The organism is Nesterenkonia haasae (assembly GCF_010119385.1).
Taxonomy (GTDB): Bacteria; Actinomycetota; Actinomycetes; order Actinomycetales; family Micrococcaceae; genus Nesterenkonia; species Nesterenkonia haasae.
In genome coordinates this window covers 330,423-346,822 of the sequence record NZ_VFIE01000019.1, presented here as the reverse complement: position 1 = coordinate 346,822, position 16,400 = coordinate 330,423, and the positions used below count along the sequence as shown (strand labels likewise).

The following is a 16,400-nucleotide window of genomic DNA, read 5'->3' as shown; positions in this document are numbered from 1 at the left end:
CGCCAATTGGCGGTGCACGCCGCCCACTGCGCGCGGCACAACATCCGGGGGGACTCTTGGCGCAGTGAAGCTGGGTGTCCCATCCGGAGTTGCAGTTTTGGCCGCCGCCCCCATGGGCAGGCTCAGCGGCACATGCGATGGGACGAACCGGGCGCGGGCGGTACCGTCCTATCAGTTGTGCCGGTCAGCAGCGCGGAGCTGAGAAGAGAGTTCGGCGACGTCAGCCCTTAGCTGTCTGATCTCCTGGTACAGCAGGTGGTGATCGTCGACCGCGCCGGCCCCAGCTCCCGTTCCGGCGCCGGAATCCACACCATTGCGGGACTCAGCCGAGGCGGCGTCGTCGTGCTCATCATCGGATGAGGTGACTACGGTCGCGGAGGGCATATCGTGCAGAGTGTTCATGGCGTCCACAATCACCGCGATGATCAGATTCAGTGCTGTGAAGGCGGCCAGAATGATGAACGGGATGAAGAACGCCCACGCCCAGGGGTGTTCATCCATGGCAGGCCGGACGATGGTCTCCCAGCTGGAGAGCGTGGCGATCTGGAACAGGCTGAACAGGGAGGCGCCGAAGCTGCCGAAGAACTCTGGGAGGGTGTCCCGGAAGAAGGTGGTGGCCATGACTGAGGCCACATAGAAGATCAGCGCCAGCAGCGCGCCCGTGGATAGGATTCCCGGGACCGCATGCAGCAGCGCGCTGACCACCTTGCGCAGCTGCGGCAGGGCGGAGATCAGCCGCAGTACGCGCAGCACCCGAAGTGTCCGCAAGACCTCGAACCCCGCACCCGCCGGCACCAGGGCGATGCCCACCACAATGAAGTCGAAGACGTTCCACGGGTTGCGGAAGAACTTCCACCCGAACGCCACCAGCTTCAGCCCGATCTCCAGCACGAAGATCGCCAGGCAGGCGGCGTCAATCCCGATGAGCAGACCGCCAAAAGCGTTCATCAGCGCGGGCGAGGTCTCCATGCCGAGCACCACCGCGTTGATCAGAATCACCGCGATGACGAACCGCTCAACAGTGGAGGACTCCACCCAAGAGCCGAGCCGTTGGCGCCAGTGAACCTGAGGTGCGGAGGTCACAGGTGTGGCAGGGGAGAGAGCATCTGACATTGAACCAATGGTAGCTGGTGCCTGTGCGGGACCTTACGAGCCCATGGTGGCGGACCAGGCTGAGTGCAGCTTAGAGAAGTAGCCGCCGGCGGCAATGAGGTCCTCGGGAGTTCCATCCTCCACCACGCGTCCTTCATCAATGACCAGCACCCGGTCAGCGATCGCCACAGTGGAGAGCCGGTGGGCGATGATCAGCGCAGTTCGATTGCCCAGCAGGCGCTCCAGGCCCTGCTGCACCAGCTGTTCTGAGGGAAGATCCAACGACGACGTCGCCTCGTCCAGGATCAACACAGCCGGGTCCGCCAGGAACGCCCTGGCAAAAGACACCAGCTGACGCTGACCGGCAGAGATGCGGCCGCCGCGCTTATTGACGTCGGTGTCGTAGCCCTCCGGCAGACTCATGATGAATTCGTGGGCACCGACCGCCTTGGCGGCCTCGATGACTTGCTCGTCGGTGGCATCCGGTTGGGACAGGGCGATGTTCTCCCTGATGGAACCGGAGAACAGGAATGCCTCCTGGGTCACCATGGCCACATGCCGGTGGTGGTCGTCTTCGGCGAGTTCGCGTAATTCCACTCCGTCCAGGGTCAATGATCCGGAGGTGACGTCATAGAACCGGGCGAGCAGCTTCACCAGAGTGGACTTCCCTGCACCGGTGCGGCCCACCACGGCCAGAGTTTGACCCGCCGGGATGTGCAGGTCGAGCTTCTGCATCACCACAGGGCCGTCGGCGCTGTACTTGAATTCTGCGTTGCGGAACTCGATCTCCCCTGCACAGTCAGGCAGCCGCTTGGGGTCCTTCACCTGCCGGACATTGGGTGTTTCCTCCAGGAGCCCGGAGACTTTTTCCAAAGCGGCGGTGGCGGACTGCAGTGAGTTGTAGAACATGGCGATCATGTCCAGCGGTTGGAATACTCGTTTGGTGGAGAGCACAATTCCCAGAAGCAGGCCTGCTCCTAGGTCGCCCTCCAGCACCCTGAATCCTCCCCACAGCAGGACGGCGGCCACCGAGAGGTTGCCGATCAGCATCAGGGACGGTTGCAGCACGCCGAAAAGGCCGATCGAGCGGACCATGTCATCGCGGTAGATTTTGGCCAGTTTCCGGTACTGCCGGGACCGGGCGTCCTCGCGACGGTATGCCTGCACAGCCCGTATACCGGTCATGGACTCCACAAAGTGGACGATCATCCGGGCCGAGGAGATGCGGGTGCGCCGGTAGGCGACCTCGGCGTTCTTCTGGTACCAGCGGCCCAGGAAGTAGATCGGGATGACAGCGCAGAGCAGCACCAGCCCGGAGCGGATGTCGCTGATCCAGATGTAGACCGTAGTGAAGAGCATGAACATGATGCCCTGCACCAACTGGTTGATGCCACCGTCGAGGAGTTCACGCAGCGCTTCCAGGTCCGAGGTCTGCCGGGAGATCACTTTCCCGGAGGTGTAGTCCTCGTGGAAGTCCAAACTCAGCGCCTGGGTTTTGCGGAAGACTTCATCGCGCAGCGTGTACAGCATGGTCTGCGAGGCTTCCGCGGTCATCCGGGTGTACCAGTAGAGCAGGCTGCCTGCAGTCACTGCGCAGATGAGGTAGAGCGCGGCGGGAACCCACAGACCTGTGGCATCACCATCGATCAGCCGGGGGAGGCCCCAGTCGATGGCCAGGCCACCTGCGATGAACGGGGTGGCGGCCTGGGCTGCCTGGGAGACGATGACGGCGATGGCGGTCAGCAGCAGTTTGCCGCGAACGCCGGCTGAGGCCCGCCACAGCAGAGCAAGCGACCGACGCCGAATGAACTTTCGTTCCTCTTTGTCGAAGGTGACGTCCTCCTCGGCGGCGGTGCCACGCAGATGCGCGAAATCGTCCTGCTCGGGCGGGGGAGCAACCTTGGAGAGGTCCAGTACTCCGGTGTCATCGGCCGTTGTGACGCGCCCGTTGGTCTTCTGCTCACTCACCGTGGGACCTCCTGAAAGTCAGCGGGGGCACCGGGGGCGGCGGCGTCGTCGTCCTGCCCTGCGGGGATGGCATCCATCAGCTCTTCTCCGCTGGGTGGGGCTGGTCTCATGATCCCGGCGTAGATGCTGTTGCGCGCCAGCAGCTCGGTGTGAGTACCGACGTCGGCGACCGTGCCCTCATGGAGCAGGGCCACGCGGTCGGCCATCGCCACAGTGGAGGGGCGGTGAGCCACGATCAGCGTAGTGGTGCCCCTGAGGACCTCTCGCAGACGGTCGGTCACACGTTCTTCGGTGCGCACGTCCAGCGCGGAGAGGGGATCATCGAGCAGCAGCACAGAGGGCTTCGCGGCGATTGCGCGGGCCAATGCCAGGCGTTGGCGCTGACCTCCGGAGAGGCTCATGCCCTCTTCGCCGATCCTGGTGTCCAAGCCACCCGGAAGGTCGTGTACGAACTCGGCATCAGCAGTGTGCAGCGCCTGAGTGAGCACCTCGTCCAACTGATCCAGCCGCGGTGCTTTGTCCCGGTGCGGGTGTGAGGGGTCGCCTTCTTCGGGATTGTCATCATTCCGGTGGTGGCCGGTGCCCAGCAGAACATTGGACTTCACCGTGGTGGAGAAGAGCGTGGGGTCCTCGAACGCCACCGCAATTCTGGACCGCAGGTCAGGCAGGCTGTATTCGCGGACATCGACCCCGTCGATGAGCACCCGTCCGCCGGTGACGTCGTAGAGCCGGGGCACCAGGTTCAACAGCGTGGAGGTGCCACCGCCGGTGGCGGAGACCAAAGCCATCGTCTCACCTGGTTCGATCCGCAGGGTCGCGCCCTTGATGAGGTCCTCGCCAGCGTCCGGATAGCGGAAGTGAACGTTATCAAGCTCAACGAGGCCGCGCTCTTCAGAGGTGGTGGGCTGCTCCGGGGATACCACTGTGGGCTCTACATCCATGACATCGATATGACGGTCAATCGATGTTTTGGCCATGAAGACCATGCCGATGAGCATGCCGATGCCTTCAATGGGCTGTTTCAGCACCACCGCCATGGCGAAGAATCCTGCTAATGAGCCGGGGGTGATATCCCCTTGGCCAGCGAGGTAGAGGCCGGTGAAGATGCACAGTGCTAGGACGGACTCCGGCAGAAGGACCATGAACATCTGGAACTTGGCCAGGGTGCGCATCTTGGAGACTTCGAGATCGCGCAGGGTGGCGGCTTCTTCTTTGAAGCTGGAGCGGGCCCAGTCGCCTCGGCCGAATGCTTTGAGCACCCGGATGCCGTGAACTGACTCCTCCACCTTGGTTGCGACCTCACCGGCCTGATCCTGGGCGGAGCGCGAGTAGTGGATGAACTTCTTGCGGAAGGCCGGGCCGAGCACGATCACTGGAACCGCTGCGCAGAGGAACAGTCCGCCGAGCACCGGAGACCAGCTGAACATCACGCCGATACCCACTAGAACCGTGATGGAGGAGGTGACCAGCATCAGAGAACCGAAAGCGAAGAACCGGCGGAGCATGTTCAGGTCGGCAATCGCGCGGGACTGCAGCTGACCAGCTTCCCACGCACCGTGGAAGGCGGCCGACTGATGGATCAGACGTGAGAACAGGGCGACGCGCATGTTCGTCTCTGCATCTGACGCCGGGGGGATGACGAAGAACCGGCGGAGGAACACGAAGAAGGCTTCGAGGACACCCAGGCCCAGAACAACGGCGAAGGCAGTCCAGACCACAGCTGCTGTGGCGTCCACTGTGCCAATGTCATCTACCAGGCCGCCCAGCACCACGGGAACAGACAGCGCGATGACGCCAGCGCCAATGGCTGCGAGCATGCCGAAGAACCACCGCAGCTTCAGACCCTCAAGGTAGGGAATCAGGCGCGCGAGGGCCTGGATGAGTGTGCGACGCTGACCGGATTCGACTCGCTGCTGGGCCGCCCGTTCCTGGGCGCCAAGCTTTGGAGCCGCATTGGCGCTGCGCTTCTGATCAGATGGTTGCATGCCGCAACTACTTTACTCCTCTTGGTCGGGATGACCAAACGACTGAGGTCAGCCGCCCCGGACTGTGAGCAGCGTCGCCTCAGGGGGGCAGAAAAGGCGGACTGGGGCTGTGGCGGAGGTGCCGAGCCCTGCTGAAACATGGACGTGGGTACGCCCACCGTCCGGCCGGTGCCGAGTGTGCAGTCCCTTGGCGTGCCGGGTGGGAAGGTCACAGTTGGTGACCAGAGCGCGACCACTGCCTCTGGTGAAGGACGGAAGGCAGACCTGGCCCCCGTGGGTGTGCCCGGACAGCACGAGGTCTGCACCTGCATCTGCGAACGTGTTCAAGACTCTCTGCTGCGGAGCGTGGGCAACACCTATCCTCAGGTGCGGGTCGGTGGTGGACCAGCCGGTGAATTCGTCGAGCTCCAGATGCGGATCATCGACGCCGGAGAATTCCAGGTTCAGGCCGGCCACAGTCGCTGCGGTGTGGGCGTTGGTGAGATTGGCCCAGCCAGCGGCTTCGAAACCGTCGAAGAGCTCTTCTGTGGGCAGATTCTTCGCAGCCGGGTGTGTGGTGGAGGGGCCGGTGAAGTACTTCAGCGGGTTCTTCAGCCGCGGAGCGTAGTAGTCGTTGGACCCGGGCACGAAGCAGCCGGGTAGGTCCATGAGCGGTTCCAGTGCGCTGAGGACCTCACGAACGGCTCGCCGATCGGAGAGGTTGTCTCCAGTGTTGACCACCAGATCCGGTTTCAACGTGGCCAGCTTCTGCAGCCAGTCATACTTTTGCCACTGCCCCGGGACGTAGTGGATATCGGAGATGTGCAGGATCCTCAACTGACCATCGAACCCGGGAACGTCAACTTCGGCGCGCCGGAGAGTGAACCGGTTCAGCTCCACCCGATTGGCATAGACCAATGTTCCGACTCCCGCAGCCCCAAGAACTCCAAAGGCCGCGCTGAGACTACGAATCAAGAGTCCGAGCCCTCACTGGTCCTGCCTGGTGGGCAGGCTCAGTCGTCATCGTTGTCGTCACCGTCGTCATCGGAGCTGCTGCTGCCGGAGCCCAGTTCGGACATCGCGTAGCGTCCGCCGTATCCGGAGCGGCGCTCGTTGAATGGGGAGTTGTTGGCTTCAGGGAAGTCACCGGTGGCCCGATTGGGCGCTACTTCACGCATGTAGTCGTACCACAGCGGGAAGGCGATTGTCCCGGCGTATGTCTCGTCGGGAACGTTGCCGTTGGACCACAGGGAGCTGTTGTCGTTGATCCTGGTGACATAGGCGCTGGTGGCCACGCCTTCGGTGTAACCCTGGAACGACATGCCCGAGGCGGTGTGGTTGGTACCGGTCTTGCCGGCCATGGGGAATGGTGCCTCACCGTCGCGTTCACCGACGTAGAGGTTCTGCTCGGCAATGTTGATCATCGTGTCATTGACCTGTGCCACGACATCTGGGTCCACAACCTGCTCACAGTTCGATTCCGGAAGCTCGTACTCGTTGCCATGAGCGTCCGTGACTTCGAGGATTGACCGCGGGGTGCAGATGGTTCCGTCATTGGCGAAGGCCGCGTATGCCCGGTTCATGACCAAGGGGGTGATGGAGGCCGAGCCTAGGACGAAGGAGGGTGTGTCGGGCCGAAGGGGGCCCAGTTCGATCCCTTCGCTGGTTCCTTGGATGCCGAGACGGTCTGTCAGGTCGGTAATGGCGCAGAGGTCCATGTCATTGGCGGTGGCCATAGTTGCGGTGTTGATGGAGTGGAAAAGCCCCCAGTCAACTGTCATTTCACGTTCGGTGTCATCCAATACGTTGGAAATGGAGTAGACGTCTTCATCGCCCTCACCCTGGAGCAGTGTCACTGAGCCTCCGGGCATGCAGCTGGCCTGCCAACGCTCCCCGTACTCATACTCGGTTTGGTCGGCATCGACGCGGTCGTCCATGTCATTGCCCTCTTCAACCCAAGCCGCTGCTACGAACGGCTTGAGGATGGAGCCTCCCTGGAAGCCGTTGCTTCCGCCATGGGAGGAACCGACGTTCATATTGAGGGACGTGGTGTTCCAATCGTCACTCTCGTCGTTCGGATCGTAAGTGGTGGACTGGGCCATTGCGAGGATGTCACCGGTTTCCGGATCCATGGAGTTGATCAGGGCAGCTGCCTCGGTACCCCGTGGCTGGTGGTCCATGACAACCTGTTCGGCCTGCCGCTGCATATCCGGATCCAGCGTGGTGACAATCCGGAGTCCACCGCGGGCGAGCAGCTCTGCGCGCTCCTGCTCATCTTCTCCGAACGCCTCGGACTGTGTGAAGTCGTGAATGGCGTAGTCGCAGAAGTATTCACCGAGATCAGCGGCAATACATCCGACCTCGCTGGATTGAATCTCCAGACTCTCGCCGAGGTCGATTGCTACCGCTTCTTCGTATTCCTCTTCGGTGATGAAATCGTGGGCGTACATATTCCGCAGAACCGTGTTGCGCCTGGTCTCCGCCGCGTCCCAGTTGCTCTCAATGTCAGGCCGGAAGTAGTTCGGAGCCTGCACGATGCCGGCCAATGTGGCGGCCTGCTGATGGTCCAGCTCGGAGGCGGAAATTCCCCAGTAGTACTGAGCGGCGGCTTCAACGCCATAGTTGCGTCCGCCCAGCATCACGATGTTCAGGTAACCCTCAAGGATCTCGTCCTTAGTCATCTCCTGCTCGACCTGGACCGCCAGCTTCATTTCCCGCAACTTATCGGCGTAGGTCTTCTCCTGGATGCCCGCAGCCAAGAAATTGCCCTCACCGGAGACCACAGCAGCGTTGTTCAGCACGTTGTTGACGTACTGCATGGTCAGCGTGGAGGCGCCCTGCTGGGTGGAGGCAGTGAAGTTGTGGACTGCGGCACGTGCGACGCCTTGGGCGTCCACTCCGCCGTGCTCATAGAACCGCTCGTCCTCAATGGCGATGATGGCGTCCCTCATCTCCTGTGAGACGTCCTCAAGGTCTACGGGCACACGATTCTCCGCATAGAACGTGGCAATGCGTGTTTCCCCATCACTGGCGTACATATGTGAAGGAGTTGACAGTGGCTCCTCCTGCAGCTCGGCAGGAACCTCGTGAAGGATGTCGCCTCCGGCTGATGCGGCAGCGCCGCCGGTGGCTGCAAGCGGGAAGACGAGGCCGGCAGCAAGCAGGCCGCAGAGTGCGCTGACGCCCAAGAAGGACATGATTTTGCCCACGGTTGTAGCCGTGTCAAAAAGAGGGGATTTGCGGGAAGCCATGATCTATATGATATCGGGGCAGTCAAACCGTGCCGAGCGGGGGCTCAAGCCCCACCTGAACGCCTGTCATCAGGGACTTTTCTGGGATCGGGCCGGCGCTGCGCTGAGCGCATTACGGCTGTGCCCTCAGCAGAAGCCGCGCAGTCCGTTAGCATGATGCGGTGACTTCACACGATGTTCAGGCTGCTCAGACAGCCGGGTTCCTCCCGGTCATCCTCGGCACCAATATCCACGGCTACACGCACGCTCGGAGCTTTCACGAGGTCTACGGCGTCAAGCCGCTGATGATCGGAAAGATCAAGCTCGGTTTCACTTGGGACAGCACCATCCTGGCGATGGACCTCCACCAGGACATCACTGACGACGACGCTTTCCTGCGCATTCTCACCGACAAGGCGCGTCAACTGAACGCCGAGTATCAGGTGCCCCTGCTTCTGGTGCCCAGCACTGATATCTACGTGGAGCTGGTCAGCCGCCACCGCGAGGTGCTCGGGCAGCACTATCTGATGAATACCCCTGACGAGCCGGTGCGTCAGAAATTTATGGACAAGCAGCGGTTCTACGAGCTGGCTGCCGAACACGGTGTGGACATTCCGGAGACTCAGGTGCACCAGGTTGGTGAACCGTTCGAGCTGGAAGTGGATCGCTTCCCTGTCATCATCAAACCGGCGAACCCTAATCAGTGGTGGATGAACCAGCACAAGATTGCTGGCCATCAGAAGGTCTACCGGCTCACCACCGCTCAAGAGGTGGCGGATGTTGTGGCCGCGGTGGAAGCCTCCGACTACCGCGGGGCGCTCATCATCCAGGAGTTCATCCCCGGAGACGACACCAACATCTGGGATTCAGTCCTGTACGTGAACACCGAGGGCCAGTGTGAATTGGTGACTCTGGGCAGGGTCGCTCTGCAGGAACACGAATCACACCTGGTGGGTTCCTACACCGCGATTGTCTCTCAGTACGACGAATCACTGATGCTCACCTACAAGAACTTCCTTGAGGCGGTCGGCTACACCGGGGTGGCCAATGTGGACATCAAATTCGATCCACGTGACCGGAAGTACAAGGTGATGGAGATCAACGCCCGCCCCGGCCGCTCGAGTTACTACACAGCTCTATTGGGTCACCCGGTGATGAAGTATCTGGTCGACGACCTAGTGCACGGGAAGCGCAAAGAACTGACCCTCGCCCAGGGTGATGCCCTCTTCCATGTGGCCCCGCGCTACATTCTGCGCAAATATGTGACCAACCCAGAAGTGCGCAGCGAGGTGAATCGGCTCATCAAGCAGGGCAAGGCCACCAACCCGCTCTGGTACCGGGCGGACCGGTCGCCGAAACGTCTGGCCTACCTCGCCGGCCGTCACTTCCGCCAAGGAAAGAAGTACGAAGCATCCACGTGGAGAGACGGTCTGAGTTAGGCTGAGGATATGGCTGACATGACACAGTGGGAGTACGCCACTATTCCGCTCATTATTCACAACACCAAGGGCATCCTTGACCAGTGGGGAGACGACGGCTGGGAACTAATCACAGTTCTCCCCGGACCTGACGGCAACGCCCCGGTGGCATATCTGAAGCGGCCCAAACAATAGATCAGGAGACGGCAATGTCCACGGTAGAAGAACGTCTTTCCGCGCTGGGCCTCACCGTCCCTGAGGTGGTGCCGCCGGTGGCGGACTATCAGCCTGCGGTCCTCGTCGACAACATCGTCTACGTGTCCGGCCAACTGCCTCTAGTGGGCGGTGAGCTTCCCGCAGAAGGCCAGGTCGGCGCTGAGGTCACCCCGGAGCAGGCCTATGAGCTGGCCAAACAATGCGGCCTAAACCTTATTGCCGCGTTGAAAACAGTCGTGGACCTGGACAGTATTGTCCGGATCGCCAAAGTGGGTGGCTTCGTGGCGTCTGCTGCGGGCTTCACAGGCCAGCCCAAGGTGATCAACGGTGCTTCCGAAATTCTGGGTCAAGCCTTCGGAGAAGCTGGCATCCATGCCCGCAGCGCTGTAGGGGTTTCGGCTCTGCCGCTGAACACTCCCGTTGAAGTGGATCTGATCGCGCACATTGGCTGATCATGACTTTCTCCCGGTCATCATCGGGACAGACCTCAATGCCTACCACATGGCGGCTTCCTTCCATGAGGCCTATGGCGTAAAGCCTCAAGTGGTCGGCAAAGTGCAGTTAGGCTTCACGCACTACTCCTCCATCATCGCCAGCACCACTTTTGTCGAGGACCTGGACAGACCTGAAGTGTTCGTCCCGGCTCTCCGCGACTATGCGCAGAGCCTGCACCACCAGCAGCTGCCCCTGCTGCTGGTGGGCACCAGTGATCACTACGTGCGGCTGATCATTGAAAACGCCGACCAGTTGAAGGACCTCTACCGGTTCAACTACCCCACAGAGGAACTGCTGAACGCCCTGCACGTCAAGGACGCTTTCTACCCGCTTGCGCAGCAGCATGGACTTCAGATCCCTGAGACTCATATTCACCATGTAGGCGCTCCCGTTCATGAGCTCGAAGAGACGATCACGCGGTATCCGGTGATCCTCAAGCCAGGCAACAGCGTGGAGTACTACCGCAATAAGTTCCCCGGTCAGGAAAAGGTCTACAGACTCAACTCCGCAGCGGAGGTGGCCGGCGTCGTCGCCCGGATCAGTGACTCCGGCTACCGGGGCACACTGATCATTCAGGACTTCATTCCCGGTGACGACACCTTCATCTGGGACTCGGTGTTGTACCTCAACACTGCAGGCCGTGCGGAGTTCGTGAACTTCGGACAGGTGCTGCTTCAGGAACATGAAGCCTCAGCAATCGGCAACTACACGGCGATCATTTCTCGGTTCAACCGGGAGGTCATGACTCAGCTCAAGGAATTCTTGGAGGCCATCGGGTACACCGGGATCGCCAATTTCGACATCAAATACGACTCCCGCGACCAAGCATTCAAGGTCTTAGAGGTCAATGTTCGGCAGGGGCGCTCCAGCTGGTACGCCACCGCGCAGGGTCACAACCTCGCCGGGTACCTGGTGGAGGATCTGATTCATGGCAAACAGCGTGAGCCTGGAGAATGCGCCTATGTGGACAAAGATGTGCTGTTCACTGTGGTGCCGCAGTACATCCTGCGCAAGTATGTCACCGCTCCGGGTGTCCGTGAGGACGTCGCCCGTATGATCCGCCAGAAAAAGGTCAAAAATCCGTTGTACTACAGCGGAGACACCTCACTGCTGCGGCGGGCATGGCTGGCAGTCCGGGCAGTGAGATACCGGAAGAAGTACGCCAATGCCACCTGGGCGGACGCCTCCTGAGGCGGAGCGCCCGGTGACTCATGCAGCCGTATCACCGGGCGGAGACAGCACCGGGGCGAACCACCCCGGGAGGGCTACCGGGAGCGCTGGCGGATCCGCTGAATGTCCAAGATGACGACTGCGCGGGCTTCCAGTCGCATCCAACCGCGCTGAACGAACTCCGCCAAAGCCTTGTTGACGGTCTCGCGGGAGGCACCAACCAGTTGGGCCAGCTCTTCCTGGGTGAGCTCGTGAGCCACCAGGATGCCGTCTGGGGCAGGGCGGCCGAAGCGGTCAGCCAGATCCAGCAGGGCCTTGGCGACACGGCCGGGCACATCGGAGAAGACCAGGTCAGCAAGCGACTCATTGGTGCGAGTCAGGCGCTTGGCCAGAGCCTGCAGCAGCTGCACTGAGATCTCAGGGTTAGCGGTGATCAAATCACGGAGATCCTGGTGCTTCAGGCCCGCCAGCCGGGTCTCAGAGACTGCAGTCGCCGTGGCAGTACGAGGGGCTGGATTGAACAGTGCCATTTCGCCAAAGATCTCTCCCGGGCCAAGGACCGCCAGAAGATTCTCACGGCCATCGGGGGTGGAGCGTCCCAGCTTGATCTTGCCGGAGACGATGAAATAGAGCTGGTCGCCCTGATCACCTTCGTGGAACACGGATGCTCCACGCGAGAGCTCCACTTCCGCGAGCTTATTGCTGAGTGCTACGAAGACATCGTCGTCGAGCGTGGCGAAGAGTGGAGCGCGGCGTAGCACTTCGAGATCCATAACCGTTCCGTTCGTGAGGTGTGTGGATAAACATTAGGTTTGGGTTAGAAGTTACCAGGTTGTAGTCCTGTCAGGCTAACCTAAGGGACCGTGACTTTACTGGACATCATCCTGGCGTTTGTGGTCCTCGTGTTTGTGGCCGCAGGGTTCGCTCGCGGAGTCTGGGCCACCGTCGGTGGAGCTGCTGGCTTCCTGGTCGGCGCGACCGCCGCATTTTTCTCGATCCCTCTAGTGGCCTCATGGATGCCCGATTCTCCGTGGCGCGTGGTGGCCGTGATCGGTTGCGCGATCGTACTGGTGGTGGCCGGTCATGCCCTCGGTTCAGCTGCCGGCGCAGAGGTGCAGCGCATGTTCCGCTCCCCGGCGATCAAAACGGTCTCCGCGCTGATCGGTGCGGTGGTCAACCTGGCAGTGGCCTTCCTGGTCATTGCTGCCCTGAGCTTCTCAGTCCAGGCCATGGGCTTCCCACAGGTCAATCACCATATGAAGCAGTCCGCAGTACTCCAGGGCATCAACCAGGTGATGCCGGACCGGGTGGAGTCAATGTTCGCAGATGTCCGATCCACGGTCATGGCCTCCGATATTCCAGAAATCGCTCAACTGCTCGTTCCAGACACCGGTGACGTCCCGGAGTCTGGCGAGCTGACGGAGGCCGCGTCTGCCACAGCACAGTCTGTTGCGCGAATCACCGGCGTGGCGCAGCAGTGCGGGCAGTCTCAGTTCGGCTCCGGGGTGGCGCTGTCTCCGAACCGGGTGATGACCAATGCTCATGTGGTGGCAGGGGTCTCCGAGCCTTCCGTGGAGATGCCTGACGGGCAGATCGCCACTGCGCGCGTGGTGCACTTTGACACATCCAAGGATCTGGCGCTCTTGGCGGTGGACACTCTGGATGCTCCGCCAGCCCAGGTCGGCGGGGCGATGGACCGTAATACCGAGGGTTTCGTGATGGGCTACCCTTCGGGCGGACCCTTCGTGGCGGGGCCAGCGGTGGTGCAAGCTCGTGACGTGTCACAGGTGAACAACATCTACGGAGCCTCAGCATCCGAGTTGGAGATTTACCAGTTGAACGCGGATGTCCGGCGCGGCAACTCCGGTGGGCCCCTGGTGGATCGTGAGGGAAACATCGCTGGCATTGTCTTCGCACGGGCGCTGGAGGGCGACGCCGTGGGGTTCGCAGTCACCGCAGACGCCGCGGGCGAGGCCATGAGCAACCCGGACGCCTTCACCGACACAGTCTCCACCGGGCAGTGCCTGGACCGCTCCTAGGCACAGCCCCGGGCGCTCAGAAAGTCCCGACCAGCCAGCTCAGCGGAATGACACAGCGTTTTCGCACTCACACCTCGCTATAGCGGCGGGTGAAGTCCATAACGCTGGGTAATTTGATTAGGAGCATCGACGAGCGCTCAGACGACGACAGCTGCCAGCACGATCCGCTAGTCGCTCAGCACTGCAGCCAGGTGTTCCACGGCGAAGCGATACCCCTCAATTCCTGCGCCTGCGATCACCGCTGAAGCGTGCGGAGAGACGTAGGAGTGGCTGCGGAACGGTTCGCGGGCGTGCACATTCGACAGGTGCACCTCCACCACCGGCAGGCCCACAGCGGCCAGCGCATCGGCGATCGCCACCGAGGTGTGGGTATAAGCAGCGGGATTGATGACAATGCCGACAGCCGTGCCCTGGGCGGCCTGAATGGCGTCCACCAGCGCGCCCTCGTGGTTGGACTGCACGATGTCGACGGCAAAACCTCCCGCGTCGGCGGCCGCACGGCACACCGCATTGGCGTCTTCTAGAGTCTCTGTGCCGTAAATATCCGGCTCGCGGGTACCCAGAAGATTCAGGTTCGGTCCGTGCACAATCAGCAGTCGACCACTCATCAATTTTGCTCGCTTCCCAATTCATATGCGGCTTCGCCGGGATCCCGGCACGCCTGTGGACAGACTACTCGACGACTGTGGGGCGCACCGAGGGTTCAATCCTCCGTGCGCCCCACAGTGCTCGGCGGGCCTCAGCTGGCGTGCTTGGCGCGCATATCGTCGGCGATCTTCTCCATAACGGAAGGATCAGCCAGGGTGGAGGCGTCACCTACCTCATCACCATTGGCAACGTTCTTCAGCAACCGCCGCATGATCTTGCCCGAACGGGTCTTCGGCAGCTCCGGCACCACCAGAACGTTGCGTGGTTTGGCGATAGGGCCGATCTCGTGGCCCACGTGCTGACGCAGTTGCTGCTCCAGGGCTTCCGTATCGGATGTCGCTTCCGCGGCCGAGCCGGTGAGCATGACGAAGGCGACGACGGCCTCACCGGTGGTGGCATCCTTCGCGCCGACCACGGCAGCCTCGGCCACGGCCTCGTGCGCGACCAGTGCGGATTCGATCTCCGTGGTGGACAGGCGGTGTCCGGAGACGTTCATGACATCGTCAACCCGGCCCATGAGCCAGATATCGCCGTCGTCGTCGTACCGGGCGCCGTCGCCCGCGAAGTACAAATCTCCGAAGCGGGACCAGTAGGTCTCCTTGTACCGGTCGGGGTTCTTGTAGATACCGCGCAGCATCGCCGGCCATGGTTCGTTGATGACCAGCAGGCCTGCCTCGCCGTTGCCGAGGGGCTTGCCCTCTTCGTTCACGACGCCGACTTCTACCCCGGGCACTGGGGTCTGCGCGGAACCTGGTTTGGTGTGCGTCACTCCGGGCAGCGGCGCGATCATATGTGCGCCAGTCTCGGTCTGCCACCAGGTGTCCACGATGGGTGCCGGGTGCTCCTTAGGCGGTTTGCCCGGTCCGTTGTTGGCGCCGATCACCTCGCGGAACCACATCCATGCTTCAGGGTTGATGGCCTCGCCCACAGTGCCGAGCACGCGCACTGAGCTGAGGTCGAACTCATCGGGGATCTCCCGGCCCCATTTCATGCAGGTGCGGATCATGGTGGGTGCGGTGTAGAACTGGGTGACCCCGTACTTCTGCACGATCTCCCACAACCGGCCCTTATGCGGGGTGTCCGGAGTGCCTTCGTAGATCACCTGTGTGGTGCCATTGGCCATCGGCCCGTAGACGATGTAGCTGTGACCGGTGACCCACCCGACGTCGGCGGAGCACCAGTAGACGTCCTGCTCGGGCTTCAGGTCAAAACTGTCCCGGTGCGTGACGGCGGTCTGCGTCAGATACCCCCCGGTGGTGTGCAGGATGCCCTTGGGCTTCCCTGTGGTTCCGGAGGTGTAGAGGATGAACAGTGGGTGTTCGGCATCGTGCGGAACATAGGTGTGGTCAGCGGACTGCTGAGGCACCAGGTCATGCCACCAGATGTCGCGCTCTGATTCGATGTCCACGTTTTCGCCATTGCGCTGGACGACGACGACGTTCTCCACTGTGTGCCCCGGCCTGGCCAGGGCAGAATCGACGTTGGGCTTCAATGGTGACGGCTTGCCGCGGCGGTAGGAGCCGTCGGCGGTCACCACGAGTTTGGCCTCGGCGTCGTCAACGCGGGAGCGCAGGGCGTCTGCACTGAAGCCGCCGAAGACCACGGAGTGGATGGCACCGATCCGGGCGCAGGCCAGCATGGTGACCACCGTCTCGGGGATCATCGGCATGTAAATCGCGACCCGGTCACCCTTGGCGACGCCGAGGGATTCGAAGGCGTTGGCGGCCCGCGATACCTCATCCTTCAGCTCCGCATAGGTGATCTCCCGGGTGTCTCCCGGTTCGCCTTCAAAGTAGAGCGCTACCCGGCTGCCGTTTCCGGCCTCAACATGCCGGTCCACACAGTTGTAGGCAGCATTGAGCTCACCACCGACGAACCACTTGGCGAAGGGCGCCTCTGACCAGTCAAGGGTCTCGGTGAAGTCGGTGTCCCAGCTCAGGGTGGCCCGTGCCTGGTCCGCCCAGTAACCGAGTCGGTCGGCCTTAGCGGCGGCATATTTCTCAGCCGTGGCTACGGCGTCGTGCGCGAACGCATCGCTTGGTGGGAAGGTCTGAGCTTCAGCATCAGGTGTGGTGGTCATGGAATGTACCTCCTTGAGCTTTACGGCTGTGTCTAGGCTCACAATAGCGCGGGACCACGCAATCAGGCGAGGATGTCATG

Annotated in this window: 13 protein-coding genes; 5 read left to right on the top strand and 8 right to left on the bottom strand. The window is 61.8% G+C overall.

Going from position 1 to position 16,400, the window contains the following annotated elements; translation table 11 throughout:
* Nucleotides 1-171 precede the first annotated feature (171 nt).
* The 5 genes from FH975_RS08250 to FH975_RS08230 are packed head-to-tail and all read right to left on the bottom strand — an operon-like array spanning nt 172 to nt 8,275.
* Nucleotides 172-1,113: an ion transporter gene (locus FH975_RS08250; protein ID WP_162320916.1), complete on the bottom strand. Its 942-nt coding sequence runs from the start codon at nt 1,111-1,113 to the stop codon at nt 172-174.
* Between the two features lie 33 nt (nt 1,114-1,146).
* Entirely contained in the window at nt 1,147-3,006 is a 1,860-nt protein-coding gene (locus FH975_RS08245) for an ABC transporter ATP-binding protein (protein WP_202923140.1), read from the bottom strand.
* Nucleotides 3,007-3,056: 50 nt separating this feature from the next.
* Nucleotides 3,057-5,045 carry an ABC transporter ATP-binding protein gene (locus FH975_RS08240; protein WP_162320915.1) on the bottom strand — a complete coding sequence of 663 codons (1,989 nt, stop codon included), beginning with the start codon at nt 5,043-5,045 and terminating at the stop codon, nt 3,057-3,059.
* Between the two features lie 48 nt (nt 5,046-5,093).
* Entirely contained in the window at nt 5,094-5,999 is a 906-nt protein-coding gene (locus tag FH975_RS08235; protein ID WP_162320914.1) for a metallophosphoesterase, read from the bottom strand.
* Between the two features lie 38 nt (nt 6,000-6,037).
* Nucleotides 6,038-8,275: a transglycosylase domain-containing protein gene (locus tag FH975_RS08230; protein ID WP_162320913.1), complete on the bottom strand. Its 2,238-nt coding sequence runs from the start codon at nt 8,273-8,275 to the stop codon at nt 6,038-6,040.
* A gap of 161 nt (nt 8,276-8,436) precedes the next feature.
* Between FH975_RS08230 and FH975_RS08225 the strand changes: the two genes are divergently transcribed.
* The 4 genes from FH975_RS08225 to FH975_RS08215 are packed head-to-tail and all read left to right on the top strand — an operon-like array spanning nt 8,437 to nt 11,574.
* On the top strand, nt 8,437-9,693 hold the full coding sequence (locus FH975_RS08225; RefSeq protein WP_162320912.1) for a carboxylate--amine ligase: 1,257 nt from the start codon (nt 8,437-8,439) through the stop codon (nt 9,691-9,693).
* Nucleotides 9,694-9,702: 9 nt separating this feature from the next.
* On the top strand, nt 9,703-9,867 hold the full coding sequence (locus FH975_RS16290; protein ID WP_202923107.1) for a hypothetical protein: 165 nt from the start codon (nt 9,703-9,705) through the stop codon (nt 9,865-9,867).
* Nucleotides 9,868-9,881: 14 nt separating this feature from the next.
* Complete coding sequence (locus FH975_RS08220) at nt 9,882-10,340, top strand: RidA family protein (RefSeq protein WP_162320911.1); 459 nt, start codon at nt 9,882-9,884, stop codon at nt 10,338-10,340.
* Nucleotides 10,333-11,574 carry a carboxylate--amine ligase gene (locus tag FH975_RS08215; RefSeq protein ID WP_202923106.1) on the top strand — a complete coding sequence of 414 codons (1,242 nt, stop codon included), beginning with the start codon at nt 10,333-10,335 and terminating at the stop codon, nt 11,572-11,574. The genes FH975_RS08220 and FH975_RS08215 overlap by 8 nt, the downstream gene beginning before the upstream one ends.
* A 74-nt stretch (nt 11,575-11,648) precedes the next feature.
* On the opposite strand, the gene FH975_RS08210 is transcribed toward FH975_RS08215, so the two are convergent.
* Complete coding sequence (locus tag FH975_RS08210; protein ID WP_162320910.1) at nt 11,649-12,326, bottom strand: Crp/Fnr family transcriptional regulator; 678 nt, start codon at nt 12,324-12,326, stop codon at nt 11,649-11,651.
* Nucleotides 12,327-12,416: 90 nt separating this feature from the next.
* Between FH975_RS08210 and FH975_RS08205 the strand changes: the two genes are divergently transcribed.
* Nucleotides 12,417-13,592, top strand: coding sequence for a MarP family serine protease (locus tag FH975_RS08205; RefSeq protein ID WP_162320909.1), 1,176 nt, complete (start codon nt 12,417-12,419; stop codon nt 13,590-13,592).
* A gap of 167 nt (nt 13,593-13,759) precedes the next feature.
* Here FH975_RS08205 and aroQ read toward each other — a convergent pair whose 3' ends face one another.
* Together aroQ and acs are read right to left on the bottom strand one after the other, a co-directional pair.
* Nucleotides 13,760-14,200 carry a type II 3-dehydroquinate dehydratase gene (gene aroQ, locus FH975_RS08200; RefSeq protein WP_162320908.1) on the bottom strand — a complete coding sequence of 147 codons (441 nt, stop codon included), beginning with the start codon at nt 14,198-14,200 and terminating at the stop codon, nt 13,760-13,762.
* Between the two features lie 131 nt (nt 14,201-14,331).
* Nucleotides 14,332-16,320: an acetate--CoA ligase gene (acs, locus tag FH975_RS08195; RefSeq protein WP_162320907.1), complete on the bottom strand. Its 1,989-nt coding sequence runs from the start codon at nt 16,318-16,320 to the stop codon at nt 14,332-14,334.
* Between the last annotated feature and the right edge of the window lie 80 nt (nt 16,321-16,400).